At 67.9% G+C, this 24,653-nt stretch carries 35 protein-coding genes; 3 read left to right on the forward strand and 32 right to left on the reverse strand.

Translation table 11 applies throughout. From position 1 onward, the window contains the following. Positions 1–197: 197 nt before the first annotated feature. The 13 genes from SM573_RS01715 to SM573_RS01775 form a co-directional block, all read right to left on the reverse strand. Positions 198–467 (reverse strand): hypothetical protein, encoded by a 270-nt coding sequence (locus SM573_RS01715; protein ID WP_474615271.1) that lies wholly within the window; start codon positions 465–467, stop codon positions 198–200. Next, positions 460–873 (reverse strand): hypothetical protein, encoded by a 414-nt coding sequence (locus SM573_RS01720; protein WP_474615272.1) that lies wholly within the window; start codon positions 871–873, stop codon positions 460–462. The genes SM573_RS01715 and SM573_RS01720 overlap by 8 nt, the downstream gene beginning before the upstream one ends. Beyond that, complete coding sequence (locus SM573_RS01725) at positions 870–1,487, reverse strand: toprim domain-containing protein (RefSeq protein ID WP_474615716.1); 618 nt, start codon at positions 1,485–1,487, stop codon at positions 870–872. The genes SM573_RS01720 and SM573_RS01725 overlap by 4 nt, the downstream gene beginning before the upstream one ends. Beyond that, on the reverse strand, positions 1,369–1,692 hold the full coding sequence (locus tag SM573_RS01730) for a CHC2 zinc finger domain-containing protein (protein WP_474615717.1): 324 nt from the start codon (positions 1,690–1,692) through the stop codon (positions 1,369–1,371). The genes SM573_RS01725 and SM573_RS01730 overlap by 119 nt, the downstream gene beginning before the upstream one ends. Positions 1,693–1,751: 59 nt before the next feature. Further along, a complete protein-coding gene (locus SM573_RS01735) occupies positions 1,752–1,961 on the reverse strand; it encodes a hypothetical protein (RefSeq protein WP_474615273.1) in 210 nt (69 codons plus the stop codon). After that, complete coding sequence (locus SM573_RS01740) at positions 1,954–2,385, reverse strand: endonuclease VII domain-containing protein (RefSeq protein WP_474615274.1); 432 nt, start codon at positions 2,383–2,385, stop codon at positions 1,954–1,956. Before SM573_RS01740 ends, SM573_RS01735 begins: the two co-directional genes overlap by 8 nt. Beyond that, positions 2,385–3,212 carry an AAA family ATPase gene (locus SM573_RS01745; RefSeq protein WP_474615275.1) on the reverse strand — a complete coding sequence of 276 codons (828 nt, stop codon included), beginning with the start codon at positions 3,210–3,212 and terminating at the stop codon, positions 2,385–2,387. Before SM573_RS01745 ends, SM573_RS01740 begins: the two co-directional genes overlap by 1 nt. A 78-nt stretch (positions 3,213–3,290) precedes the next feature. Then, entirely contained in the window at positions 3,291–3,743 is a 453-nt protein-coding gene (locus SM573_RS01750) for a hypothetical protein (RefSeq protein WP_474615276.1), read from the reverse strand. A 64-nt stretch (positions 3,744–3,807) separates the two neighbouring features. Beyond that, a complete protein-coding gene (locus SM573_RS01755; RefSeq protein ID WP_474615277.1) occupies positions 3,808–4,074 on the reverse strand; it encodes a hypothetical protein in 267 nt (88 codons plus the stop codon). Positions 4,075–4,090: 16 nt separating this feature from the next. Next, on the reverse strand, positions 4,091–4,255 hold the full coding sequence (locus tag SM573_RS01760; RefSeq protein ID WP_474615278.1) for a hypothetical protein: 165 nt from the start codon (positions 4,253–4,255) through the stop codon (positions 4,091–4,093). Beyond that, complete coding sequence (locus SM573_RS01765; RefSeq protein ID WP_474615279.1) at positions 4,252–4,746, reverse strand: hypothetical protein; 495 nt, start codon at positions 4,744–4,746, stop codon at positions 4,252–4,254. Before SM573_RS01765 ends, SM573_RS01760 begins: the two co-directional genes overlap by 4 nt. A gap of 95 nt (positions 4,747–4,841) precedes the next feature. After that, positions 4,842–5,771 (reverse strand): hypothetical protein, encoded by a 930-nt coding sequence (locus SM573_RS01770; protein WP_474615280.1) that lies wholly within the window; start codon positions 5,769–5,771, stop codon positions 4,842–4,844. Continuing rightward, positions 5,768–6,022, reverse strand: a complete 255-nt coding sequence (locus tag SM573_RS01775) for a hypothetical protein (RefSeq protein WP_474615281.1) — start codon at positions 6,020–6,022, stop codon at positions 5,768–5,770. Before SM573_RS01775 ends, SM573_RS01770 begins: the two co-directional genes overlap by 4 nt. Positions 6,023–6,268: 246 nt before the next feature. On the opposite strand from SM573_RS01775, the gene SM573_RS01780 reads away from it, so the two are divergent. Both SM573_RS01780 and SM573_RS01785 read left to right on the forward strand, forming a co-directional pair. Next, on the forward strand, positions 6,269–6,679 hold the full coding sequence (locus SM573_RS01780; protein WP_474615282.1) for a hypothetical protein: 411 nt from the start codon (positions 6,269–6,271) through the stop codon (positions 6,677–6,679). Between the two features lie 108 nt (positions 6,680–6,787). Then, the gene (locus SM573_RS01785) at positions 6,788–8,284 is read left to right on the forward strand and encodes a hypothetical protein (RefSeq protein ID WP_474615283.1); all 1,497 of its coding nucleotides are present in this window, start codon (positions 6,788–6,790) and stop codon (positions 8,282–8,284) included. Positions 8,285–8,347: 63 nt separating this feature from the next. On the opposite strand, the gene SM573_RS01790 is transcribed toward SM573_RS01785, so the two are convergent. After that, entirely contained in the window at positions 8,348–8,812 is a 465-nt protein-coding gene (locus tag SM573_RS01790; protein WP_474615284.1) for a hypothetical protein, read from the reverse strand. Between the two features lie 196 nt (positions 8,813–9,008). Here SM573_RS01790 and SM573_RS01795 point away from each other — a divergent pair, with 196 nt between their 5' ends. Then, positions 9,009–9,245 carry a hypothetical protein gene (locus SM573_RS01795; protein ID WP_474615285.1) on the forward strand — a complete coding sequence of 79 codons (237 nt, stop codon included), beginning with the start codon at positions 9,009–9,011 and terminating at the stop codon, positions 9,243–9,245. Between the two features lie 49 nt (positions 9,246–9,294). Here the strand turns inward: SM573_RS01795 and SM573_RS01800 are convergent, their stop codons facing one another. The 18 genes from SM573_RS01800 to SM573_RS01885 all read right to left on the reverse strand — a co-directional run bounded on the left by SM573_RS01800 (position 9,295) and on the right by SM573_RS01885 (position 24,613). Further along, the gene (locus SM573_RS01800; protein WP_474615286.1) at positions 9,295–9,600 is read right to left on the reverse strand and encodes a hypothetical protein; all 306 of its coding nucleotides are present in this window, start codon (positions 9,598–9,600) and stop codon (positions 9,295–9,297) included. 17 nt (positions 9,601–9,617) lie between these two features. Further along, on the reverse strand, positions 9,618–10,499 hold the full coding sequence (locus tag SM573_RS01805; protein ID WP_474615287.1) for a hypothetical protein: 882 nt from the start codon (positions 10,497–10,499) through the stop codon (positions 9,618–9,620). 4 nt (positions 10,500–10,503) lie between these two features. Beyond that, a complete protein-coding gene (locus SM573_RS01810; protein WP_474615288.1) occupies positions 10,504–10,917 on the reverse strand; it encodes a deoxycytidylate deaminase in 414 nt (137 codons plus the stop codon). Beyond that, entirely contained in the window at positions 10,914–11,270 is a 357-nt protein-coding gene (locus SM573_RS01815) for a DUF2746 domain-containing protein (RefSeq protein WP_474615289.1), read from the reverse strand. The genes SM573_RS01810 and SM573_RS01815 overlap by 4 nt, the downstream gene beginning before the upstream one ends. Positions 11,271–11,280: 10 nt before the next feature. Beyond that, positions 11,281–12,639 (reverse strand): fibronectin type III domain-containing protein, encoded by a 1,359-nt coding sequence (locus SM573_RS01820; protein ID WP_474615290.1) that lies wholly within the window; start codon positions 12,637–12,639, stop codon positions 11,281–11,283. A 10-nt stretch (positions 12,640–12,649) separates the two neighbouring features. Next, entirely contained in the window at positions 12,650–13,336 is a 687-nt protein-coding gene (locus SM573_RS01825; protein ID WP_474615291.1) for a hypothetical protein, read from the reverse strand. Positions 13,337–13,407: 71 nt separating this feature from the next. Continuing rightward, on the reverse strand, positions 13,408–13,698 hold the full coding sequence (locus SM573_RS01830) for a hypothetical protein (RefSeq protein ID WP_474615292.1): 291 nt from the start codon (positions 13,696–13,698) through the stop codon (positions 13,408–13,410). A 9-nt stretch (positions 13,699–13,707) separates the two neighbouring features. Further along, a complete protein-coding gene (locus SM573_RS01835) occupies positions 13,708–15,876 on the reverse strand; it encodes a siphovirus ReqiPepy6 Gp37-like family protein (RefSeq protein WP_474615293.1) in 2,169 nt (722 codons plus the stop codon). Between the two features lies 1 nt (position 15,877). After that, on the reverse strand, positions 15,878–16,735 hold the full coding sequence (locus SM573_RS01840; RefSeq protein ID WP_474615294.1) for a phage tail family protein: 858 nt from the start codon (positions 16,733–16,735) through the stop codon (positions 15,878–15,880). A gap of 4 nt (positions 16,736–16,739) precedes the next feature. Continuing rightward, the gene (locus SM573_RS01845; protein WP_474615295.1) at positions 16,740–20,195 is read right to left on the reverse strand and encodes a phage tail protein; all 3,456 of its coding nucleotides are present in this window, start codon (positions 20,193–20,195) and stop codon (positions 16,740–16,742) included. Between the two features lie 3 nt (positions 20,196–20,198). Continuing rightward, positions 20,199–20,504: a hypothetical protein gene (locus SM573_RS01850; RefSeq protein WP_474615296.1), complete on the reverse strand. Its 306-nt coding sequence runs from the start codon at positions 20,502–20,504 to the stop codon at positions 20,199–20,201. 65 nt (positions 20,505–20,569) lie between these two features. Further along, positions 20,570–20,914 carry a phage tail assembly protein gene (locus SM573_RS01855; RefSeq protein ID WP_474615297.1) on the reverse strand — a complete coding sequence of 115 codons (345 nt, stop codon included), beginning with the start codon at positions 20,912–20,914 and terminating at the stop codon, positions 20,570–20,572. Between the two features lie 123 nt (positions 20,915–21,037). Next, positions 21,038–21,601 (reverse strand): phage tail tube protein, encoded by a 564-nt coding sequence (locus SM573_RS01860; protein ID WP_474615298.1) that lies wholly within the window; start codon positions 21,599–21,601, stop codon positions 21,038–21,040. A gap of 72 nt (positions 21,602–21,673) precedes the next feature. After that, positions 21,674–22,168 (reverse strand): hypothetical protein, encoded by a 495-nt coding sequence (locus SM573_RS01865; protein ID WP_474615299.1) that lies wholly within the window; start codon positions 22,166–22,168, stop codon positions 21,674–21,676. After that, positions 22,168–22,698 (reverse strand): hypothetical protein, encoded by a 531-nt coding sequence (locus SM573_RS01870; RefSeq protein ID WP_474615300.1) that lies wholly within the window; start codon positions 22,696–22,698, stop codon positions 22,168–22,170. The genes SM573_RS01865 and SM573_RS01870 overlap by 1 nt, the downstream gene beginning before the upstream one ends. Further along, on the reverse strand, positions 22,698–23,027 hold the full coding sequence (locus SM573_RS01875; protein ID WP_474615301.1) for a phage head-tail adapter protein: 330 nt from the start codon (positions 23,025–23,027) through the stop codon (positions 22,698–22,700). Before SM573_RS01875 ends, SM573_RS01870 begins: the two co-directional genes overlap by 1 nt. Positions 23,028–23,029: 2 nt before the next feature. Next, the gene (locus SM573_RS01880) at positions 23,030–23,491 is read right to left on the reverse strand and encodes a hypothetical protein (protein WP_474615302.1); all 462 of its coding nucleotides are present in this window, start codon (positions 23,489–23,491) and stop codon (positions 23,030–23,032) included. Between the two features lie 78 nt (positions 23,492–23,569). Beyond that, positions 23,570–24,613: a hypothetical protein gene (locus SM573_RS01885; protein ID WP_474615303.1), complete on the reverse strand. Its 1,044-nt coding sequence runs from the start codon at positions 24,611–24,613 to the stop codon at positions 23,570–23,572. Positions 24,614–24,653 lie beyond the last annotated feature (40 nt).

Genomic DNA, 24,653 nt, shown 5'->3' on the forward strand with positions numbered 1-24,653 from the left:
GGCTCGCCGGTACGTGCGGATGGTGGAGGCGGAGACCGGCGTGCCAGCTCGATCGAGCCAGTCGGCCAGGTACTCCGCGCTCGTCGTGCCGAGCAGGTGAGGCAGGAAGGCCGCCCGAGTCGCGGTGTTCATCGCGTCCCAGGCGGCCTTCAGCCGTGGTCCAGGTCTGCCCGGCAGCTCGGCCGGGTCGCCTTCGGTCATGCGGTCTGCGGGATGGACGTCAGGCCGACCTCGCCGTTGAAGGTCGTGACGGTGAAGGCCCGCACCCGAGCGACGATCTCGACGTTCTCCGGGCGCTCGGTGATCTCGGTTCCGAAGAACTGCCACCAGGTGAGGCCGTCGTCCTCGCCGTCGTCGTCCCAGGCGAAGTCGTCGCGGATATCGCGGAACCGGGCGAGCTTCGGTGCGTTCTCGGGGAAGTTGCGCACGCGGACCAGCGCGAGGTCCCCATCCTTCAGCTCAGGCACCCTGCGCCCTCCGCTTCCGGCTGGCCTCGTATGCACCGATGACGATGGCCGCCAGGTCCAGAAGCTCGGACTCCCGCGCGTCGTCGTTCTCCTGCGCGAGGGCGCAGTAGGCGGACATGAGGATCATGCCGTCCCAGGCGTACTGCCGGACGTTGGCGCGGAGCTGGTTGGCCTCCTCCCACCGCCGGAACTGGTGGCCGTACTCCACCTCCCACGCCTTGCCGGCGGGGTACATCGGGAGCGACTGCACCTGCGGGATCTCCTGGCGGAAACGCTCGCGGCGCTGGCGCACCCGCAGGAGCGTGGCCTCGGTGACCTCCAGGCCGTTGTCCTGGTAGAGCCGGGACGCCAGCTCGACGAACTGCTCGTCGATGGTCTCGCCGTTCTCGTTGACCTCGTCGCTCACTGAGCGCCCCCCTTCCAGGCCGCGAGCAGGGCGTCCGTGCCGCCGGCCAGGTACGTATCGGTGACATCGCCCTGTCGCAGGTTGATGCCCTTGGCTTGCCGCAGCGCTCGGGTGATCCGCTGCGTGAACTCCGCGCCCGCGTCGTCCGGGTCACCCCAGACCCAGATCCGGCTGAAGCCGGCGAGCATCCGGCGGTGCCGGCCCTTCCAGTTGTTCGCGCCCGGCGCGGCCACGGCGTGGACGCCGAGCTTGTGGCGCAGGATGATCCGGTCCAGCTCGCCTTCGGTTACGTGGATCTCGTCGTCGGCGTTGTGGATCGACTCGATGCCGTACATCCGCGAGGACTCGCCGGCCACCGTCAGGTACTTGCCGTGGCCGAGCGCCCGGTGATCGTGCTCCTGAAGGCAGCGGAAGCGGATCTGCAACGGGCTGCCGTTGCGGTCCAGGTACGGGATGGACAGCCAGCCTCGGAACCGGCCGTGTCCAGGGAAGGGGTCAAGAACGACGCCAAGACGGGCGGTAACCGCTTCCTCCTGGCCGATTCCCCTTGCGAGCAGGTACCTTGCGACGTCCGCCGTAAGCTGACCCTGATAGGCGCTCGTCGCCTCCTCCAGCGCCTCCCGTTGCGAATCCGACAGAGGCCGCAAGGGCTCGTGCTGCTCGATAGTCGATCCCCTCCTTCTCCATGATCAAGGTCCAGGCGTCGCCGCCCTTCCCGCAGCTATGGCAGCGCCACAGCTCCTTCTCTGTGTGGATGGACATGGACGGCGTCCGGTCCTCCTCCTGAAGAGGGCACCGCACCATCTGCGAGACCTTCATCGGGTTGTAGGGCACGTCGTAGTAGTCGAGGACTGCCGTGAGTGCCGGACGCTCGTCGCTCACCCGAAGGCCACCCCGAAGAGGTCTTCGACGGCGATGATCTGGCGCACGCCGAAGTGGTCCTCGCCCCGGAAGAAGCACTCATCGGCCGCGTCGTACTCGAAGTGCTCCGTGGCCAGGTTCGGGGCCTGTGGCCACTCGCGGAGAGCAAGCCACTTCGCCCACTCCCCGCCACGCTCTACTGCCAGCTCGGCCAGTCGGTCAGCCAAGGTGCAGCACCTCCCTTGCTGGCGGGTTGATCAGGTAGTCGATGGCCCGGCGTAGGAACTCCAGGTCGTCCCTGGCGTGGGCCAGGACCGAGTTGCAGGGGCCGCAGAGCAGGCCGCGCACCGATGCCCGGCTGCCCTGCTCCGCTTCCAGCGCGTGGTCGTGGTCGACGGCCAGCCGCTTCGTCAAGCCCTTGGCCCGCTGGCAGATCGCGCACCGCCCGCCCTGGTGGGTCAGGAGCGCGGCGTACTCGTCGCCAGTGATGCCGTAGACCTGCTCGACGCGCCGGCCGTGGGCCTGGCTGCGACGCTCGCGCTTCACGGCCAGGCCGCACCGGTAGCACCGAAGGTCGGTCTGCTGGTTCGGCCCCTTCTTCTTGCCGCAGTCCACACAGGGCTTGCCCCGGTGGCGTTCGGAGCCGGCCACTACGCCGCCGCCTGAAGAGTCCGTCGTTGCAGCGGCGACGTGGCGTGGAACGTGGTGTACTCGGGCTCGGCGAACAGGACCGCGTAGCTCCTCGCGGTCGGGTCGCAGGGGCCCATGCGTTGCTTGATGCAGGCGACCCGGTACGTCAGGTCGTTCGGGTCGAGCGCGACGCTGAGCGACAGCTCGGGCTTCTCGCTGAGGCCGCCCTTGATCTGGTCCCGGCTGGGCGGGGCCCACGGGTCGCTCTTGGCTTCCCAGCTCTTGTCGCTGGCGTGGTGCATCAGGATGACGGTCGCCCCGGTGGCACGGGCCAGCTCCGTCGCCTGCGACATCACGGCCATCTGCTCCGTGTAGTCGCTCTCGGCACCCTCGAAGTCCATAAGGTTGTCGAAGCAGATGATTCGCGGGTAGTCGTTGTGCAGCTCGACCCAAGCCTCCAGCTCCTCGTCCACGTTCTTCCACGTGATTGGCGAGCCGAACGAGAACGTGATGGGGAGGTCGGCCAGGGCCTTGACGTACTTCTCGGGGTTGGTCGCCATGCCGGCCTCCACCTCTTCGGTGGTCTCGCGGACCGCCATGGAGGCGAGGCGAGACGACGCGGTGAAGGCGCTCATGTCGGCGCTGAAGTACAAGGTCGGCAGCTTCATCTGCGCGACCCAGAACAACGCGAAGCCGGACTTCTGCGTACCGCTGCGGCCGGCGACCATGATGACCTGACCGTGCCGGGGTCGGACGCCTCGGTCGTACAGCGGCTTGAACGCGGGCACGCGGGGCAGCTCCTTGCCGGCCTCCGCGTGCAGGGTGAGCGACCTACCAGGGGTCAGCACTCGGGGTGTTCCTCCTTCCTTGTGAGCGCAGCCCAGAGGGCGGGTGCCGAGCGATCAGCCCGACACCCGCCAGGGCGATCACTCGAAGGAGGGCATGTCGCCCGACTCCAGCGCGGCCGTGACGGCGGCCTCGCGCTTGACGTAGTAGTTGCCGACCTGCGCCTCCACCTCGGGGGTGACGTCGCGGAAGGCGTAGCCCGAGCCGTTCGCGGTCGGGATGCGGCGGATGACGCCGACCAGCGCCCCGCCCATGACCTGCTCCAGGGTGGAGGTCAGCATGCCGTGGACGAACTTCGCGTCCTTGATGACCTCGCTGGGCTCACCCTTCTCCAGCGCCTCGCTGGTGGCGAAGATCGTGACGTCGGCCGTCACCTCGTCGCGCAGGGTGGTCTTGCCGTTGTAGGTGTTCGGCACGCCCTTGGTGATCCGCTTCGGCTCGACGAGGAGCGCGAGGTCGTTCATGTGGTCGGCGACCTTGAAGAAGGTGCCACCGGCGAACGAGCTGGGCTTGGCGAACGAGAAACCACTCACTGGTTGAAGCACTCCCTTGGTTGGGTTGGATGTCAGCGTTGCAGTATCGGGCGAAGAAGAGGCGTCAGGCGACGAGCGCGCGAATCTTCGCGGCGGCCTCGGCGTTGCGGTTCGCCTCGTCGTCGGCGTGCAGCGCGAGGTCGTTCAGCCGCTCGGTCTCGGCCAGGGCGGCGTCACGGATGGCCGCCTGCTCGGCGGCGGCCTTCTCCAGCTCGGAGGCGGCGGCCTCGAAGGTGTCGCGGGCGTAGGCAGCCGAGGCGGCAGCCGCGTTGACGCGCTCCTCCAGGGTCGGCTGGACGGTCTCGTTGGTCTTGCTCAGGCCGAAGGCCACGGTTGGGGTTCCCCTCTCAGTGGGAGTAGTAGCTGACGCAGCGGGCGGGCACGTCGGCCGCCTTGCTGAACCGGTAGAGCCCGCACGGGGCCTTGTAGTGCGCCCAGATCCCGAAGCCCACGGAGAGCAGGATCAGCAGGGCCAGGATGATCGCAGCGGTGTCCTTGTTCCGCTGGCTCACATGCCGCTCAGCTCGCGGCCACGGGCCTTCCAGGCGTCCATGACGGCCGAGTCCTTGAAGGCGGCCTGGTTCTCCGCCCAGATCCGCTGGAGCGACTTGACGTCCTCCGCGTTCTTGATGACGGCCAGGAGCGGGTTCTCAGCCGGCGCGGCCGGCGTCGCCTGCGCCTGCGCCCATGGGTCGCCGGTCGGCTTGGCCGAGCTGGTGCCGGTGTTCCAGGGCGGCGAGTCCTGCGCGCCCTGCGAGAGCACCGTGCCGCCGAGCTTGCCCGCGACGTTGCCCACGCCGTGAGCGATCGTCGTCGCGTTCACGACCACCTCGTGGAGGCTCAGGTCGTGGTGCTGCTCGTACGGGATGTTGAAGTACGCGATCAGATCCTCGCGCACCTCGTGCGGCAGGCCCTTGAACACGCTCCAGGTGTCCTGGTAGCCCTTGCCGTGCTTGATGGTCACGGTGACCCCGCGACCGGTCGGCTCAGTAGCGACACTCACTGGTGGTCGCACTCCCCTCTCTCGCTTACTCCACTATGTTAGCCTTGCAGTAATCCGTCCGGCAAGCTACTGTGACGTGTGTCATCCTTGCAGTATCAGACCGGAAGGAAGGGCCGCATGACCTTCGTGCGACGCCAAGCCCGGACCTCGCCGGCCAGCATGACGCCGCGCCACCCCGCCTCCAGGTCGATCCAGTAGACGGTGCACTGCCCCGTACCCGCCGGCAGGTGGACGATGAGCCCCCACCGCTGGTTGACGTTGGGCAGGTCGGAGTACGCGGCGGCTGCCTCCTCCGCCGTGAACTCGGTCTTCTTCCACTCCTCGAAGGCGTCCTCGTCGGTCACGTCGACCGGGAAGCGCGAGGGGTCGTAGAGCTTCCCCCGGCTGTAGTCCGCGAGCTGCATCGCCATCTTCTGCGCGCCGTACTCGATGGACCCGGTCTTCAGGTCGGTGATGAGGTTGCCCGCCGGCTTCCCGTCAGGGTCCAGGCCGTCGTAGTGCGAGACCCGGTCGGGCGTGCCGGCCGTGCCGTTCTCGTCGACCACTACGGACTGCTCGATGTGCTTGACGTCCAGCATGGCCGTGGCGACCTTGTAAGCCGCCATGTCGAGCAGGTCCGCGTCCGAGCAGGGCGGAAGCTGCTCGCCTCGGTCCACGTACTCCGACAGGTCGTGCAGGTGCGTGCCCCTGTCGGCCTTGTCCTGCTGCCCGGCCGTGGCCTTGGCCTTGGCCGCGACCTGCTTGTACGTCTTCTTGTCCTGGTTGTCGTCCGGGTTCAGGCCCATCACGCGGTTGAGCATGGTGGGCTGGAGGGCGACGCCGGCCAAGACGTACCGCTCGCCGTAGTGGCTGAGGTTGGTCTTGTCCTCCAGGCAGTCGATGTAGGTCGTGACGCGGGTGTACGCCTTCGGCCTACCGCCGCCCACCGGAACGATGAGCGGCTGCTTCTTCCCGTTGCGGGGTAGCTCCATGACCGAGGGCTGCGCGCTGCCGAGCTGGCTCGGCTTCATCAGGGCTGCCGTCACTCGGCCTCCACGTCGGACGGAGCGAACCAGTAGCGGATGGAGTCGCCCACGACCTCGGCCGGGTACTCGTCGACCCGCACCAGCCCGAGCCGGCCGGCGGTGTCGTCCATCCACTCGATGTGCCAGGCGTCCGAGCCCGGCCTCAGGTCCGCGTAGTACGCGAAGTTCTCGTCGTCCTCCACCAGAACCGCGAGGGCGTCCGGGGACTCGTGGCGCTTGGTCGCCAAGGCGACAGTCTGCTCGTCACTCACTCGGGGTGATACCTCCTTGGGGCCGGGTCGAATACTGCAAGGATAACACAGCCCCGTTGCGGTTGATCATGTGGCAGCCGACACAGTTTCGCACACCTGTTCGATGGCGATTCCTGCCCGCCAGCGAACGCTACATGTCCACGATCTTCAGCGTCCAGTTTTCAGGACGGTCGTTCAGAAGTTTGGACGAACGGAGGAAGTAAGGGTAGGGTCACGCCGCAACCAGCCCCGAGAAGAGAGGCACACGTGCCAAGACGTAAGCAGGTAGAGGTCGCCGACCACGCTCTCGGCCGGCTCATCGGAGCCCGGCTGTGGGACGGCGACTCCTACGGAGACATCGCCGAACGGGGCGGCGATGCTCTCTCTAAGTCACGGGTTCACCAGCTCGCCACCGACCAGCACCCAGCCATGCCGAAGCGAGACGTGCTCGAAGCACTGGCTCGGGCACTCGACCTGCCGTACCGAGCGGTACTGCGGGCGGCAGAGGAGGCCGCCGGCTTGGCTGACATACACGTGTATCAAGACAGAACGCCAGACACCGGAACGGAGATCATCATCGCCCACACGGAGCAACTGTCACCCTCGCAAGTCGCGGAGGTGGCTCGGCGCGTAGAAGCCCTCTTGCGCGAACTCCCAGACGAGGCGCAGGATTCGTGACCCAGGCTACTTGTCCATAGACAGTCGTCCTAGTTGAAACAACAGTAAGAACAGTGCAAGCCGACCCCTCCGTGGGGCCGGTCCACCCCTCCTGCTCCAAGGAAGCGCGTGAAGGTCATCCAGGCGTACACGGGAGCCCCCTGTGTGCCGATCCCCGCGAGGGGGGTCATCTTCGTTGACCCGACTCTCAATCACGACACCGTCGTCCGACTGATCCAGCGCACGATGCCGCTCGCTCACCCCGACGCCATCGCGCACTGGGTGGAGAGCACGATCCCGACCGTCCCGCCCCTCGCGTCGACCTTCATCGGCGACCAGGTCGCCAACCGCAGGCCCGGCGCTCATCGCGTGGAGATCCGCAAGATCAGCGACCGCCTCGCCGATGGCACCAAGCGCCTCGCCCTGCTGGGCGTGACTGCCATCCTCGGCGCGGTCGTCGGCCCCTCGCTGATGGGTCACGGGGTCGCTCCGGTCTCGGAGCAGGAGGCGTGGGCCAACCCGGTCTTCGGCGCGGTGCAGACCGGCTCCGACTGGGAGTGCTCGGGCACCGACAACACGGACCTCATCGCCACATGCATCACCGGGGATGGCGTTGTGATGCGCGTGGAGGCGTGGGTCGGGCCCGACAGCCTCACCTTCATCTTCTCGTACGACGACCCGAAGACCCATCTTCACCAGCGCAACCGGATGAAGGTCTTCGGCTCGGCGGCGGGCAGGGACAACTGGCTCGGAACGTCTGCCGCAGATGAAGGGGTGGTGGCCTTCCCGAACCTCATCAAGGGCGAGCGCTGGGTGCTCTACGGCACGGACCGTACGCGGATCGCCAGGTGGGCGAAGTCGATGAACAGCGACATCGTCCTGCCGGCGGACATGGCGGAGGCGGCGTTCGCCATGGGCCTGATCCCCAAGCCCGGCGAGGGGCAGCCGGCCAACGAAGTCGAGCTGAGGACCGTCGACCCGAACCTTCGCCAGACCGTGGTCCGCATCGTCAACGGGGATCGCACCCTGCCGAAGCCCACCATCACGCCCATCGGCCCTGATCCGACCACCATCGAAGTGCCGATCGAGCCGCCTGCCGACACTACGCCGGTCGAAACTAAGCCGCCGGCCTCGGCCGACCCGCCGAGCCAGAGTGAGCCTCCGGTCGAAGGCGGGCCGGAGAGCCCCGCCCCGCCCGAGGAGTCGACGCCGCCGACCACTCCCCCGGTGACCACGCCGCCGACTACCGAACCGCCGACTACCACGCCGCCGACTACCGAGCCCGAACCGCCGGTCGTCGAGCCCCCCACGGAGCCGGTGAAGCCGGCCCCCTCGGACGGCCCTGTTTACGCGCCGCCCTCGGAGAATTCGGGCACTGCGCCGACGCCGCCGAGCGAGCAGGTACCGACGCCGGAGCAGGGGACCGGGGAGCAGCCGGCGCAGCCCGAGCAGGACGAGCAGCCTGAGCAGCCGGCGCAGGACCCGTTGAACGACCCGATCACCGTGCCGGCGGATGAGCCGACGCCGACGCATGACGAGGTGGCCGAGGAGCACGGCGCGGACCCGCCCATCTTCAGGCTGGTCGCCAAGCACCACAGGCACCACGCGGTTCCGCATGCCGCCTGACGGTAGATGCGAAGAAGGCCCCCGGCATCAACTGCTGGGGGCCTTCAGCGTGGGCGGGCTGGGTTACTCATCTGCGCCACGCCGCTTCCGCGCAACTGCCTTCGGTGGCCGACGAACCAGGCCGTCCTTGTCCTGCGCCTCGCGCGGGATCAGGTGGAAACCCTCCTCGGTGTCCGGGTCGTAGTGCACCACGGCGTTGTTCTCGGCTAGGTCACGAAGGAAGGCGTTCACCCGCACCTCGGCCTTCGGGTCCAGCTTCTTGCCGTGACGCCGCCGGCTCTCCTGTCGGAGGCAGTAGAGGTAGTAGTTGTTCCGGTGCTCATGCTTGACTGACCACGGCACCAGCTCCTCGTCAGCGACAGCGCGAGCGTCGAGCCCGTTCTTCCGGCGGAAGTAGCTCCAGCCAGACGGGCTGATCTTGATGCCGTACTTCCGCTCGTGCTCGGCTGTCATCCAGGCGTAGGTCTTACCTTCCTTGATCCAGCGAATCGCCTCATCGGCGTTCTGGATCTTCGGCTGCGGTGCCACTGCAAGTGCCCCCTCTTGTCGCTTCGCGGATCAAACATAGGAACGGCGCTTCGCGTATCGCCGCTATGTTCAGGTTACAGCTTCACTTGGATACTGCAAGTTGAGCATAGCGACCCTGATCGTTTAAACGCAACCCGATCTATGCCTGCTAAGGTTCCAGTGTCCGATATCCGCAGCATGATCAAGGGGTTCCAGAGTGGCGACGATCGAGATTGAGGTCTGCGACACGTGCAAGGACCCTAAGCGCACCGTTAAGGCGTATGTCATCGAGCGCGACGGAGAGAAGGCCAAGACGGTCCGGTGCGTTCAGCACGGCAGGGTCTTCGAGCAGGTCTTCACCGAGGCGGCCACTGAGCAGCCACGACGGCGCAGCCGGGGCAAGGTCAAGACGCTGGAGGAGATCGAGGCGGAGAAGGCCGCCAGCAGGAAGTAGAGACGAAGCAAGCGCCCCACCCGCGATGTGCAGGTGGGGCGCTTCGTGCTTACTGCTCCTCGGCCGACAGCCAGGGGACGAACCGGTCGATGAACGCCTTGACCGGCCCGGCCTGCATGGCGCGAGTGACCAGGGTGGCTCCAGCGGTGATGACCGCTGCGACGCCGGCAAGGGCCGCGTACTGCTCGGGGGCGAGCTGCTTCTCCAGCAACTTCATCGCCACCGGGACGCCGACCATCAGGACAGCGCAGGCGGACACGAAGGACTGGAACGCCGTCCGAATCCGCTTACGCCGGTCGGCGGTCTTGACTTCGACCTCCGGGGCGGAGTGCTTCGGGGTGTACTCATCGGACACTGGGTGGTGCCTCCTGATCAGAACTTGCCGCTGTTCAGGCGCTTCTGGAGCGCCCGGACGGTCGGGGACACGGGGGTCGAGAGGATGCCGTCCGCCGGCACGCCCAGGTAGCGCTGGAGAGCGCGGGCGGTCTGGTAGCGCTTGCCGTCCTGGCGGATGCCGTCGCCGTCCACGGCGAGGCGCGCACCGTGCTTGTTCAGGTGGCGCTGCACGGCCGTCACCAGCTCGGAGGGGCGGCTGATCACGCCGTCCGCCTCGGTGCCCATGATCTGCTGCCAGCGCTTGATGGTCAGCGGGCCGAGCTTGCCGTCCTCCGCGAGCTTCGCCGGAGCGGGCTTGGCCGGCGGCTTGGCCGGCGCGGTCGGGGCCTTCCCGACCAGCTTGCCGCCACGAGCCAGGTACGCGGCCAGGGTCTCGCCCTTCAGCACCGAGAGGATGGCTTCCTTGTTGTCCTTGCTGGTGATGAACTCCCTCAGCTCGGACATGTGGATGTGCCACAGGTGCGACTTGTCTGCGCTGGTCGACTCCTTGCCCTTGGCGAAGTCCCAGCCCTCAACGGTGCCGTCGTTGTCGGTCTGGCCGAAGAACTCCCGCCAGCCGGCGAGGCGCGGGTCCTTGGCCTTACCCGCCGCGTACAGCCGGTTGCTGTACTTCTTGATGATCGTGTAGTTCCCGCCCTGGGCCGACTTGCTGGTGATGTCCAGTGCCGACGCCTTGTCGCTCGGGCCCTTCTTGTCGGCCGCGAGCTGCACGCTGTAGTCGCTGCTCGGCAGGTTCTTGCGCTTGTTGTGGTAGCCGCGCTTGTCGGCGTAGATGCCGGCGAGGACGAGATCCTTCGGCTCCAGGGCGATGATGTCCTGGGCCAGCTCGTACATCGAGTCGTCGTAGTTCTCAGCCACGGGGCTATGCCTCCAGGGATTCAGGGGTGACGACGCGGGCGATGCCGGCGGCGCGGATGATCCGGGCGCAGCCGTCGCAGGGGGCGTCGGTGACGAAGAGGGTTGCTCCGAGGCAGGCGGCACGGCCGCCCGCGTCGAGGATTGCGTTCAGCTCGGCATGCACCGAGATGCATGAGCCGGGGCCTGTGTCGTACGAGGAGCCCGGTGGGACAACGTCCGGGCCAAGCCGCCCTCGCGGGCAGGCTCCAGCGGTCAGGCAGCCAGGCTCACCGGGCGGGGCACCGTTGTACCCCTGCCCGATCTGCCGGTGGTCTGTGTTGACGATGACCGCCCCGACCTGACGTCGAGTGCAGTCGGCGCGGGCTGCGACCGCGCGGGCGATGTCGAGGTAGTAGCTGTCCCAGTCGGGACGGGTCACGGCTTGGTGTTCAGCATCAGCAGATCCACCCGGCGCTCGACCTCCAGGCGCTCTGCACGCTCGTGGCGGATCTCGTCGCGCAAGCCGCCGATGTCGCGGCCCTGGCTGCGCAGCAGCTCCTTCACGTCGTCCAGGCCGGCGATGACCTTGTCCAGGTCGTCGCGCAAGTTGGTCTTGTGGCTGTTCTGGACCTGGTCGCGCGCCGCCTCGGCGTGCTCCTTGACCTCGGACAGCTTCTTGTGCTGCCGGCGCAGCAGCTCGACGACGACGCCGATCAGTGCGACGGTGACGGTGCCGCAGGCGGTAACGATGGCCGCCTGGACAGGCGGCTCCATGGCAAGGGCCAGGCTCACGGAGGGGGACTCACTTCCAGGTTGAACCGTCGCCCGACTTGACCTGGGCAAGCACCCACTTCGATCCGTCGCCGACCCACACGATGGCGTCGAGCCACTTCGTGCCGTCGCCCACCCGGACGCCCGAGAGCGTCTGGAAGGAGGCGGTGGAGGACCATGCACCCGCGCCGGCAGCGTTGTTCGCGCGGACGCGGGTGTAGTAGGTGGTGCCCGGTAGCAGGCCGGACAGCGAAGTTGAGGAGTTGGCGGTGGTCACGGCGACTGCGTCCGTGAAGGACGTGCTCGTGGCCCGCTGGATCTCGTAGCTCGTGATGGCCGCGCCGCCCGTATCGGACGGGGCGAACCAGGACAGCGATGCCGTGGTGGCCGCGACGCCACCGGCGCTGGGCGTGGTCGGCGCGCTGGCTACCGTGATGGCGGTCGTGAAGGTCCGCGACGGCGACCACGCGCTCCAGCCGGCGGAGTTGTGCGTCTGGGTGCGGACGTAGAGCACGGTGCCCTTCGGCAGACCCGAGAGCGCTCGGCTGGTACCCCAGCCCGCCACGTCCCAGCTCTGGATGATGTCGGTGAACGCCGAGTTGCGGGACACCTGGCCGGCGTGGCGGTCCAGGGTCGCGCCGCCATCGTCGGACGGCTCGGACCAAGTGACCGAAGCAGTGGTGGCGGTGATGCTGCCAACGCTCGGGGCAGCCTGCGCGCCGGGAGCGGTGATCCCAGTCTTGAAGCTGACTACGCCGGAGTAGCCGGACCAGCCCACCGCGTTGTGCGCCCGCGTGCGGGCCCAGAGCTGCGTGCCCTTCGGTAGGCCGGTCAGCGCGCGGCTCGTTGCCCAGCCCTGGCTCCAGGTCTGGATCACGCTGGTGAAGCCCGAGTTCGTGGACACCTGCCCGTCGTTGCCGTTCAGGGCAGAGCCGTTGTTGCCCGGCGTCGACCAGGACAGCGTTGCGGTGGTTGCGGTGACCGAGCTGGCCGAGGGGGTGCCCGGCGCACCCGGCGCGGAAGCCGGGCGCTTGGGCATCGTGATCGACCGCGTGTGGCTCGGGGTGCCGCCGTTATACATGCCGGAGATTGAGGCGGTCCACGTGAGCGTCGGGCCGCCGCTGTAGCTGATCGCCTGACTGAAGTCGCGGCTGTAGATCAGCTTGGTCGCGCCAGTGCCGGACAGGTTGTTGTGGAACGTGCCCGACGCGCTGGTGGAGCCGGTGATGCTGTAGTTCTCGTCGTCGTCGTAGTCCCAGTTCTGGTCGTAGACGCGGACGTAGACCCGCAGCGAGACCGTGACGGACGTGCTGCTCGCACTCGGCGTGGACGTCCAGCAGTCGATGCCGACCTGAAGATGGCCCTCGGCGGAACCGTAAGTAGTAGCCACTCAGCCCTCCTCAGCTCGTCGGCTGAATCCAGATGCGGTCGGTGGTCGGCGTGCCGGCCGGCGTCGTCTTCGACACCACGAGGGAGTAGCCGTTCCACCGGACGGCGTTGTCGACGGTGCTCGGAATCAGCTCGACGAACTGCGAGCCGTTCCACCACTCCCACTTGCCGGTGTCGAGGTTCACGCCGAGCCGGCCGTAGCGAGCGTTCGTCGGTCGAGTTCCGGTGCGCCAGGAGCCGATGCGCTGGCCGGCGTAGCGCCGGTCGTCGGCGACCTTGTCCGGGGCAATCGTCAGCACGTTGGCGTCGACCGTGACCTTGGCGAGGCCCATCTCGTAGATGCCCGTATCGGTCTGGGTCAGCGAGGGCTGGCCGGAGCCGGGGGTGCCCTCCAGGACGGTGAGGTCGATGGCGTTCGCCGTGGGGTCCAGGCGCAGCACGACCCGGTCGATGCGCGCCGCCGAGGTGGACGCCGTGATGGGCAACTGCTCTATCGCAGTCGAGCTGACCGCGTGACCGCGCACGATGGCGAAGCCGGCCTGGACCTTGACGTTCATGCCGGTGGAGTCGGCCGAGACCTGGAAGCCGTTGCCGGTGATGGTGTCGACGACGCCGGAGTCCTGAAGCTCGCGGAACAGCTTGCTGTACTGGACCTCGCTGGTGTCTTGGTTGTCGAAGGGGTAGGAGGTGATAGCCACTGAGCGGGACTCCTGCGGGCATGAGGAAGCCCCCCGACCCGTAGCAGGTCAGGGGGCTTCTGGCGGGAAGGTCAGACGGTCGGCTCAGGATCAGGGTCCGGCTCGGGCTCCGGCTCCGGCTCGGGCTCCGGCTCGGGCTCGATGGGCGGGAGCGGTTCGCCGGTCTCCTGATCCACGAACCGGAACACGGAGCAGCCCGGACCCAACGTTGATTCGACCTCGGGATCAGGGTCGGTGGTGCTGTAGATGCTGCCGTCCACGATGTTGGCGTCGTACAAGCCCTGCCGCTCCCACTCCTCGATGTACTGGCGCAGGAGAAGCCACGTCAACGCACTGAAGTCGTATGCCTCGATCTTGAACACTCTGAACTCCTACAGGTCCGGGCGTACACGGACTCGCCGGTTCGCAACCTGGATCGTGCCGCTGGCAGCCAGGTGCACCTGGCGCACGTTGTACGTGGCCCCAGGCGTCAGGCCAGTCACCATCTCGGCCATCTGTGCGTGGAACCAGTCCGAGCCGGCCGGTATCCGCAGGGCGTAGTTGGAAGCGCCGGGCAGAATCACCGTCCCCTGGCCCACAGTGCCGCCCTGCCGAACGGTGATCGACGTCATGCCTGCCCCGCCGCCAGTGCTTGCCATCTCGGCATCCCAGGTGATCTCCACCTGGCCGCTGGGCGGCGCAACGAACACGACGCCAACCTCCGCGCCCGTGATCGGGCCGAAGGTCGTGCCCGTGTAGGTGCGCGAGGCCGTGTCGCGGGGGCTGTAGACCGTGCGGAGGACGTTGCCGGCGATGATGCGCCAGCGGGACCAGCCGCTCGCGGAGTTGGCTGTGCGCTGCCACAACTCGGTCTCACTGGAAGATCCGCCCGCGTGGCGTGCCCACGTCTGTACGGCGAAGTCGTCGCTCCAGCGATAGGTGGTCAGCAGGCCGTAGTTCCCAGCGAAGTCCCAGTCGCCGTCCCTGGACTCGACGTCGTTCAAGTAGAGGAAGGACGTGCCCCACGGGTAGTTGGTGAAGGCTCGGAACTGAGTGAAGTCCGCCGGGCTGAGGCGCTGCTCAGTCAGCACCTTCGTCCAGGGCCGCCAGCCGCCCTCGTTCTCGCGGAAGCGGCGGAAGTGCAAGTACCCGTCCTCGACCTGCATCAGTTGGAAGGCTCGGAAGGTGCTGGCGTTGAAGGTGGCTACCGTGCCGTACTGAGTCGGCGGGATCGAGTTCCAGGCCGGGCCGTCAGCGCCCTGCATGCCCAGCATCGAGATGCCGGACGGGTAGTTGCTCAGCGGGTCGCTCGACTGGGTGGGGGCCATCGGAGCGAACCGCTCCTGAACGAACTTCTCGGTCGCCTCGATGCGGCTCAGCGGGCTCTCGGCGTTGCGCTCCAGGGCGCTCACGCGCGACTCGGTGTTCTGCACCCGCTTGGCGAGCGCGGCGTCAGGATCGAAGCCAGCCGGATCACCGATCAGCGCGCCGAGGCGGAAGCCGTCCTTGTTAACCTTCATGATGTAGCCGGTCACGGTTGTGGCCAGCTCTTGGTCCTCGACCACCACGCCGACCTTGTCGCCGACGTTCCAGTCCCGGCCGAAGTCCATGGCGCTGTCTTCCATCGGGACCGCCTGGACGGCGAGGGTGGATGCGCCATCCTCGGCCAGCTTCTCCAGCCCGGCCTGGCGCAGCTCCTCGATCTTGTCGGTGTTGCGCTGGTCCACGAAGCGCTCGATGCGCCGGCCCCAGTCGGTTTCGCCGGCAAGGGACTCCGGCGTGGTGACCTGGAGGAACTGCCTGTCGACGCCCTCGTTCTGGCCGGCGACAATCGCGCGGGTGGAGCCGGGTGGGCTGATCGCCACGCGGTGGCCGGCGAGGGTGTTGTTGCGGATGTCGAGCCGGATCTCCTGGCTGCGGTCCGTAACGGCGTAGGTCTCGAAGACCAGGCCACTCCCCCGCTGGACGATGCGGAAGCCGAGGTCCGCCGTGGCGGCCAGCTCGGCGAGCAGGTTGCCCAGCACGGGGAAGCGGGCGCTCTTGGTGGTGACCGGGCCACGCGCGAGGTTCGGGCCCATCGTCAGCTTGGCCGCCAGCAGGCCGTCTGCTCGTCGAGCTGCCGGAGCGCCGGGGCCGATGTTCGCGTTGACGAACTGGTGCATCAGCGTTTCGACGGGCCCCGTACGGATGTCGTGCGCCTGCGCCTGCGTCTCGGGGTTGGCGTTGCTCGGCTGCGGGAACGCGAGCGCGTCGGCCAGGAGGACCGTGTCGTCGACACCCTCGAAGGTGACCGTGCCCTCGGGGTCGATCGACGTCGCCTGGTTCTCCGGCTTCACCGTGGGCCCGGAGAGCAGCACGTCGCTCGGGCCGGTGACGATGATGCCGGAGCCGGGCTGGCGCAGAACGCCCGCGAGGGGGTGTTCCGCCGCTAGCGTTAGCTTCCAGCTTCCGACGTTGTTGTGCAGGTCGGACAGCTCCAGGTCCAGCTCCTCGGGCCGGATCTGGCCGATCCTTGCCAGGCTCTTGTCCCTGACTTCGACGGTGATGTCCGCCAGCTTCACGTCACACCACCACCCTCTTGCGCGGTCGCCAGGTGCACGTGATCGAGCTGGCGTTGGTTACGTTCTCCAGGGAGGCGGTTGCCTCGGTCGTGCCGGGCGGGATGCTCCACAGCCTCGGCGCGGACGCAAGCTCGCTGTACCGGTTGCGGCCCAGGCTGTCGATGACGGTCCCGCGCTGCGTGTCGACGATCAGTGTCTCGCCGGCCGCGAGCGAGCCGGTCCAGGTGAAGCCGCGCCCCACGGTCGGGACAGCCATGAAGTTGCGGCCGGGGCCGACCACGGTCCAGACCGGGAAGGCCGGGGCGGTGCCGATGTTCTCCAGCGTGATCGTGCCGATGGCCTGGCTGGAGCTGACCTGCATGTTGGCGAGCTTGCCGATCAGGCCGCGCCCCGCCCCGCTGTTCGTGATCCGCTTCGAGGAGGACACGGAGTAGGTCCAGTAGGGGTCGCCGGCTCGCAGCGTGACGACCGTCAGGAGGTCGCGCTCCCCCGTGGTATCCAGGCCGTAGGCGTAGTCGCCGCCGGCCACGTGATGGACCTTCGTCGACCAGTCGGTGCCGTCGTCCTCCACCAGGCGGAGCGTGCACTCGCCGTCCAGCATCAGGGCCAGGCGGTCGAGCAGGTCCACCAGCTCGGCTCGGTTCCTGCCCGCCACGTAGAGCGGCAGGTCGATGTCGCGGGGGCGGGCGCGCTTACCCCGGAAGAGGCCGCCGTCGCCGGCCCCTTCCAACCACTGGGTGGAAACCTCGGGCAGGCCCAGGCCGGTTGCCCCGGCGAGGGCCTGCACACCGACGTCCTTGTGGAAGACGTCGTCGAGGTTCAGCACATCCGCCGCCGACTCCAGTTGAAGTCGAGGCACCTACTTACCACCCCCAACGTGCGCGGCTGACCGCGCGGAACAGGTCTTCCTCGGAGTCGAGGGACTGGTTCGGCGCGGCGTTGTAGACGAACTGCTTGATGACGGGGCCGTCAGTGCTCACCTCGCCCATGGCGGCGGAGAGCTTGTCGGCCAGGCCGCGAGCGGCGGAGCCGTTGACCGCAGGGCCGTCGATGGCCATGCCGCCGATGTCGTCGGTCAGACCGGCGAGGGACCGCTTCACCTCGGCGTACCGAGACTCCAGGCCCTTGATGAAGCCGCCGATGACGAGCTGACCGGCCTTGACGAGGAGCACCTTGTCCAGGGACTCGGGGCCCTTCCAGCTCGTGAGGCTGTCGGTCAGGTTGCCCAGGGTGCTGCGGACGTCGCCGAACATGTTGCGGATGCCGTTGATGAAGCCCTGGATGAGCTGCCGACCGGCGTTCGTCAGCAGGTTGCCGAGGTTGCCGAGCGCCGCCGTGATCCGGCCGGGCAGCTCGCGGACCGTCGAGATGGCCGTGTTGAGCTGCGTCCGAATCGTGTTGACCACGGTGTTGAACGCGGTGCTGATCGCGCCACGCAGGGCGTTCCAGGCGCTCGACCAGGCACCCTGGATCGCGTTGAGCGAGGCGTGCCAGGCGTTCTGGATCGCGTTCGTGCCGGAGCTGAAGGCTCCCTGGATCGAGTTCCAGATCGAGCTGAAGAACGACTTGATGGCGTTCCAGCAGGACGACCACACGCTGCTGAGGAAGCTCGTGGTCGCGCTCCACGTCGCCTTGAACTGCGCCAGGACCACGTTGAACAGGCCGGCGATGACGTTCCAGACGCCCTGCCAGACCTGCTTGATCCCGTTCCAGACGCCTTCCCAGTCGCCCCGGAAGGCGGCCGACCAGGCGTTCCAGATGCCCATGACGATGCCGACGACGCCCTCGAAGACCTGCGCGATGGCCTCGATTGCCTTGATCAGCGTGTTGAGGATCGCGGTGGCCAGGACTTCGATAGCCGGCGCGAGGACGGCCATCAGGACGTTCACGACCACGGTCAGGATCTCGATGACCGGAGCCAGCGCCGCCGAGAGGCGGGTGAAGGCATCGATCAGCGGCGGCATGGCCGCCGTGATGACCTGCTGGATCACCGCGAGAAGCGGCGTCAGGATCGCCATCACGAGCTGGATCAGCGGCTCCAGCAGCGGGATCACCGCCGCGAGGAGCTGAGCGAACAACTGGGCGATCACGGCCAGGATCGGGGCGAGCGCCGTGACGATCTGGGTCAGCGCGCCGCCCAGGATCGTGATGATCGGCATCAGCACCGGCAGGAGCGACGAGAGCGCCGGCAGCAGGGCCGACAGGACCGCCGCGATGAGCGGGCCGAGCGCAGCCAGTACGGTGCCGATGACCTGCGCCAGCATGCCGAGGACGGGCCCCAGGGTGGCGACCACCGGAGCCAGGCCGGAGATGCCGACCTTCAGCCCGTCGAGCATCGACGCCAGGCCGGCGGAGAACGCCGGGTCGGACAGCGCCGTGGCGATGGCGTCGAGCGCGATGCCGACCGCGACTGCGGCCGTGGGCAGCACCTTGGAGAAGGTCTCCAGCAGGGTGCCGAACATCTTCTCCACCGCCGGCCCGGCGTGCTGGCCGATGAGGTCCATCGACTCGCGGGTGGAGCGGAAGAACTCGGCGAGCTTCCCCTGGAAGGCCGGGTCCTTGGCGACCTCCGCGATACGGCCGAGGGTGTCGGCCATCCCGCCGAGGGTGCCGCCGCCGCCGAGCGTCGCCGCCTCAGAGAGGCTGAGGAAGATCGACCCGAGTGACTTCAGGACGGACATGAGCTGCATGAACGCGGCGATGCCGTTGTCCACCCACGTCTTCAGCTCGCCGCTGGCCTCTGCTCGGGTGAGGAAGTCGGAGAACTTCTGGGTGATGTCGACGAACCACTGCGCCAGCCGGGGGAGGTACTGCGACCCCAGGTCGCCCAGGATGGCGATGATGTTGGCGAGAGCGCCCGTCGAGTTGCCCGCGATGTCGATCGACTTGCCGAGGTTGGCGAACATCCCTTCGAGCCGGCCGTCAAGCGCGGTGCTCAGGGAGGTGGCGAACTTGCCGAAGAACTCGCCGGCCTTGGTGCCGATGAGCGACATGCCGGCGGCGAACTGCGGGAACAGGGTGGAGACCAGGTCCCGCATCGGCTTCGCGGCCTTGTCCCAGAAGTTGTCCGAGACGGTTGCCCGCAGCTCATCCCAGCGGGTCTTCAGCTCAGGGACGTGCTTGCTGAAGTCCTGGAAGGCGAGGCCGGCGGCGAGCGCGCCGAGGCCCATGCCGGTCAGCAGGCCGGGCAGCGCGAGCGCGGCAGGGGCCATGCTGATCAGCGAGCCAGCCAGCGAGAGGACCGAGCCGACCGCGTTGGTAGCTGCGCCGCCCAGCGCGAGGATGCCGGCGGTGATGCCGGCGATCTTCGGAGCGCTCTTGTCGAGGTTGCCCAGGGACTCGCCCAGCTCGCGGACGATGTCGGTAACCACCCGAGCCCCGGACAGCCGGTTGAGCGCGGTCGTGGCGGCAGCCAGCGCCGCCTTGTTGACCATCGGGTAGATGTGGACCAGGCGGTCCCGCGTCAGCGTCGCCAGCGTCTTCCAGGCGTTGGCCCAGAAGGGCAGCGAGACATCGGGCTTGATCGTCGCCTTCAGGTCGTCGATCTTGTCCTTGATGTCGTCGATGTCGCGCTGGACGCGGGCCTTGGCGCGCTCGTCCATCTCCGGCGTGATGAGCGCCTTCAGGTCTTCGATCTGGTCGAGGTAGCCCTCGATCTGGCGCAAGACCTTGGTGATCGATCCCTGGTCGAGCGTGGTGCTGATCGGGATGTCGCGGAGCTGCGCCATGATCCGCGACCGGATCGAGTTCTGCTGCCGGCGGTCGACCTCAACCTGAAGCTGGATCTTCTGCTCCAGCTCAGTCTGGATCTCGTCGCGCGCCTTGATCAGCGACGCCCGGTCGAGCTTGACGGAGAAGTCGATCTTCTCCATCTCGACGAGCTGCTTGTTGATCTGGCTGATCGCCGACTCCAGGCCGGCTTGCGACTGGCGGTCGATCTTCAGGTCGAGGGTGGCGACCTCGTCCAGGCGCTCCTTCAGCAGCTCGGTCGCGGCGTTGAGGTCATCGCGGTTGAGCCCGACCTTCAGCTCCGTGTCGTCGAGCTTGTCCAGCTCGCGCTGCACCTGGCCGATCGCCCGCATGAGCGACTTCTGGTTGTCCAGGTTGACCTTCAGCGTCAGATCCTTCATCTGCGCTTGGGCCTTGGCCCTGGCCGCCTTCGCCTGCTGGGCGAGGCCGGTGTCGTTCAGCTCGACGCGGGCCTCGATCTGGAGGCCCTTCTCGATCGCGTCGAGCTTCTTCTTCGCGTCCCGGCGGAAGTCGTCAGTGTCCGGCAGAACCTTGACGCTGATCCGGCCGATGATCGTGCCGGCAGGCATGAGCTACCTCCGTGTCAGGCGGTGGAAGAGATCCGCGACGGAGACCGGCTTCTTCTGCTCGGGCTCGGCCGCCTTGCGCTTCGGCCGAGGCCAGGCCGGGAAGTCAGGGGCCTTGCCCTTCTTCCAGTTGCCGGTGGCTCGGGTGTTGGCGTTGATCGCGTCGAACAGGTCGGCTCGGAGGTGGCGGTCCACGCCCCAGCCGAAGAACTCCCTGCCGCCGGACGCGAGGGCGGAGGTGAGTGAGGTGTCGGGTAGGCCCAGCGCGAGGGCGAGCGCGAGGCGAGGGGCCGGACCCCGGCCCTCGATCACGTCGACCAGGTCAACCTGGTAGTGATGGAGGAGGTCGGGATACAGCCCCTCGCCGTGCTCGTCGATCAGTCGCGCGAGCCCGAGGCTTCCCCCGCCTGCGTCCCCTTGACGTAGCTCTCGAAGACCTCGGCGAGCAGGGTCAGGTCGCCGTTCAGCGCCTTGACGAGCTTGTCGCCCTTGGTCTTGTTCTCGACCACCAGGCGCAGCGCGTCGGTCAGCAGCTCGCCCTGGTCGGTGTTGTCGGCGTCGTCGTTCAGCCGGTTCTGCACCGCGAGCAGCGCGTCCCGGTTCTCCTTGGACAGGCGCAGCGGGTTGAGCAGGCGGACGACCTCGCCGCCAAGGTCGATGTCGAGCGAGCCGTACTTCGCCTCGGCGGCCTCGCGGATGGAGTCGAGAGTGATCGTGGCCATGGGGTAGCGGACCTCCAGGGATGGGGTTGAAGAAGAGGGAGCGGACCAGGGAGAGCCCCGTGAGGGGCCCCGCCCGCGACGGGTCCGCTACGCATCGCGGGCGGGGTGGCTCATCAGTGCCGGTCAGGCACCCGCGCCCTCGGGCGCGTCGCCCAGCGGCGTCACCGCGTAGGCCCAGGAGTTGGTGCCGAGGATCATCGGCTTGACGCCGAGCGGCAGACCGGCCAGCGTCTCGGTGTCCGACAGCGACATGTCGTCGTTGCGGTACACCTCCGCCTTCGGCGCGTAGAAGCCGAAGTGGTTCTCGCCGTCCACGAAGACGACCAGGAAGGCGCAGACGGTGGGCACCGGGTCCTGCGGCACACCGACCAGGCCGTTCTCCAGGACCGGGGCGTTGGAGCCGTAGAACAGCTTCAGGCCCGGCGTGTCGAACTGCTGGAGGGTGTAGGCCCAGGTCTCCTGGCGCGGGCTGTAGCGCGTCCGCAGGGACTTGTTCTGGAGCGTGCCGAGGGTGGTCGCCTCGCCGCCTTCGGAGGTGATCGTGAAGATGTCCTCCAGCGACGTGTGACCGACCGGCTCCCACGGCGTGGTGATGGCGGTCAGGTCGAGCGGCAGCTCCGTGCCGGTCGGCGCAGTGAAGAAGTTGCCACTGCCGATGACGAGAGTGGCGGCATCGTTGAGTGCCACGAGGGCGGCTCCTTACGGGGACATGCCGAAGGCCCCGCCCGCGCGTCGCGGACAGGGTTGAGGCAGGGCTGATCAGGACGAGTAGGGCCGCACGCGCGGCTTGCGGATGTTGATCCGGTACTGCGTCTCGTACCGGACGACACCCGTGGGCAGGTCGGCGTACTGGACAGGGCCAGTCGCGGTCGCCCAGTCGGTGGCTCGACGAGGAGCGGAGGTCATGCGGACGCTGATGATCCGTCCGCGACCGGGGACGACCTTGCCGGCCAGGCCGGCGTCACGCAGGACGACGCGGACAGCCTCGGAGAGGATCGCTGCGTCCTCGTCGCCGTCCGGGTCCTGCACGAAGCACTGCACCGAGATGTCGGCCTCGTCGGTGAAGCGGCTATCGGCCGCCCACTCCCCGAAGTGAGGAAGCCGGCGAGGCATCACCATGGGGAACTGCTGGTCGTCTTCGATGAGGCTCTGGACGCGGATGCCGGGAAGGCCCTCGCGCAGGATCGGCAGGAGGAGGTCTTCGACGGGGCTCAGCTCAGCGAGCGCCCGGACCTCGGGCGGTAGACCGGCCATCAGGTGATCAGCCCCCGCTTCCGCCAGTTCTTGCGCCGGCGGCTTGCGTTCCGCTTGGCATAGTCGATCTTGATCCGCTTCGGCGTCACCTTGACGGGCTTGCTGCGGCCACCCTTGCGAGGCAGGTTCGTGGCGTCGTGGAGGATGTACGTCCCCTCCATCGCGGCATACTCGACGCGACGGACGTTGCCGTTCTGGTCCTCGATCTCGTAGTAGCCGGCGGCGCGGCCGAACTCGATGCTCAGCGCCGCGTTCTCGCCCCTCTCGTCGGAGAGGATCACGTACCAGTCGACGTCGCCGTGCTCGACCAGGATCTCCGCGTGGCCTTCTGCCTCGCCCGTCGCGGGGTCGACCTTGGTCTCAGCGGCGTCGTCGTCGAGGTGGTGCGCGAGGAGCAGGTTGTCGCCCTTGGCCTTGGCCTGGAAGGCGTACGACTCCAACCAGCTCTGCACGTCGACCTGGTTGGCGATGGCCTCTTGGATCTCCATGCCCGCGCCCACTCCCTGGACGCGCCGGTACACCTCAGCCATCAGGGCCGCTCCCGCAGGTCCAGGGACCAGTGCCGGGTGTGACGACTGCCGTGGTGGTGGGCCGGCGGGGTGACGACGTCCCAGACCTTGCCGTCCCACTCGACGCGAGACCACAGGTCGACGCCTTCGAGGTCGGCGGCCACGATCATCCGTACGACGTTGATCTGCTGCTGGCCGGGGACCTCGGCGCGGGCCGAGCGCTGCGGGATGAACGCAGCACGCACCTCGTGCGGGTCGGCCGCGACCGCGACCTTGACCCTGTTCCCCCTGTTGTCGGTGGTCTCGATCGTCTTCCAGACCTTGGCGAGCTGGCCGCGCCTGCGCTGCATGCTCACCAGGGATCGACCCCCGACGCCCAGAACTCGAAGGGCTCGTCAGTGCCGGCGGTGCGAACCGTGGTGGTGCCGGTCTTCGTGGGGCCGGGGTTCCAGGCGAACATCGGCGTGGAGTAGATCCCCACGCTGCCGCCGGCCAGCGTCTTAAGGAGGCGCTGCTCCTCGCGGTTGAAGTGCACCGTGCCGGCGTCGCGGCCGGCGGCGTCACTCCACGCCAGGGTCTCGTCTCCCGCGCGGCTGGTGGTGTAGCCGTCCGGGTTGCGCATGTACCGGGCGCATGCCTTCAGGACGAGCGTGCGGACCAGGCGGGGCGCGGTCTCCGCGTCCCAGTCCTTCCCGTACATCCGGGCCAGGTCCGAGGCGTCCTCCAGCGCGGTCGCCGCGATCCGCTCCTCGTCCTCGCTGAGGGTCCAGTCCAGCCGGTTCTTCAGCTCGTCGAGCGAGGCGAAGTCAGCCAAGCTGTGGTCTCCTTACTCACGAGGGGGACCTGAGCAGGGCCGATGCCAGCGTTGCAGCATCAGCCCTGCTCAGAGGGGTCACGCAGCCTTGGTGCCGATGCCCGTGATGGTGGCCAGCTCGTTGTCCTCGGCCGCCGAGCGACCGATCGCAGCCCGGCCGTTGGTGCCGTCCGGCAGCGAGTCGGTGCCGTCGAGGTCCAGCCGGATCGCCCGGATGAAGTGCTCGTACTGGCCGACGAAGCGCTGGTTCTGGGCGTCGGTGCCCACCAGGATGTCGTCCACGTAGCGGAAGCCCTGCCACGTGTTGAAGATCGACCGGTCCTGGAAGCGAGTGCTGTCGTAGTCCCGCAGCCACCGCAGGGCGACGCCGTTGTAGCTGGCGCTCGCGCCGAACGGCACGGACTGCGGCACGGTCGGCGCACCGGTCATGAAGATGAACGCCGAGTCGACCATGGCGACGGCCATGGTGCCCGGAAGCTCCTGCGCCACGACGAAGTTGAAGCCGTAGCGCCGGCCGAGGGTGGCCTCGCGGAGCTGGGAGACAGCCTCGGCCTCACCGACGTTGGACGCCAGGTTCAGCTTCTCGTCCTCCAGGAGCGCGGCCTCCCAGTCGGTGCCGACCAGGATGGTCCGGGCACCCGCCGGGACGTGCAGCTTGTTCATGACCGCGCGGGCCCGGATCAGACCGGCCTTCAGGTTGGCCGAGTCGACGCCGAGGGCCACGGTGTACGGGGCCTCCACCAGCTCCTCGGTGGCCAGGGCCTCCAGACCCTTGCCGATGGCCTCGGTCTGCTTCCGGGCCAGCTTCGCCCAGCCGGGGAGGTCGAACTCGTTCTGCTCGTCGGTCAGCTTGACCGCGTTGTAGATGTCGCCACCGAAGGTGACGCCGATCTTCCGTTCCTTGTACTCGTCGAACTGGATCTCGGTCGACCGGTCGTTGCGCCAGCCGTAGGTCCGCCACGGCAGCACACCCTCGACGGTGACGTTGATGGTGTCGTTGTCCGCGCCCTTGTAGGCGTCGATGCCCTCGCGCCGGAACACGGCCGGGACGACGAGGCTCTGCTCCAGGAGGACCGCTGCGGTCGCGGCGATCTTCTCCGGCTTGACTACCTGGTGTACCACTCGAAGCCCTCCTGGGCATGAAGAAGGCCCGAGTCACAGC

The sequence above is a fragment of the Micromonospora xinjiangensis genome (genome assembly GCF_056150165.1).

What these genes read in the sequence shown, in the direction of transcription:
- SM573_RS01730 (WP_474615717.1), bottom strand. Translation starts at nt 1,692, where the DNA reads ATGAAGGTCTCGCAGATGGTGCGGTGCCCTCTTCAGGAGGAGGACCGG.
- SM573_RS01845 (WP_474615295.1), bottom strand. Translation starts at nt 20,195, where the DNA reads ATGCCTGCCGGCACGATCATCGGCCGGATCAGCGTCAAGGTTCTGCCG.
- SM573_RS01855 (WP_474615297.1), bottom strand. Translation starts at nt 20,914, where the DNA reads ATGGCCACGATCACTCTCGACTCCATCCGCGAGGCCGCCGAGGCGAAG.
- SM573_RS01865 (WP_474615299.1), bottom strand. Translation starts at nt 22,168, where the DNA reads ATGGCCGGTCTACCGCCCGAGGTCCGGGCGCTCGCTGAGCTGAGCCCC.
- SM573_RS01870 (WP_474615300.1), bottom strand. Translation starts at nt 22,698, where the DNA reads ATGGCTGAGGTGTACCGGCGCGTCCAGGGAGTGGGCGCGGGCATGGAG.
- SM573_RS01875 (WP_474615301.1), bottom strand. Translation starts at nt 23,027, where the DNA reads ATGCAGCGCAGGCGCGGCCAGCTCGCCAAGGTCTGGAAGACGATCGAG.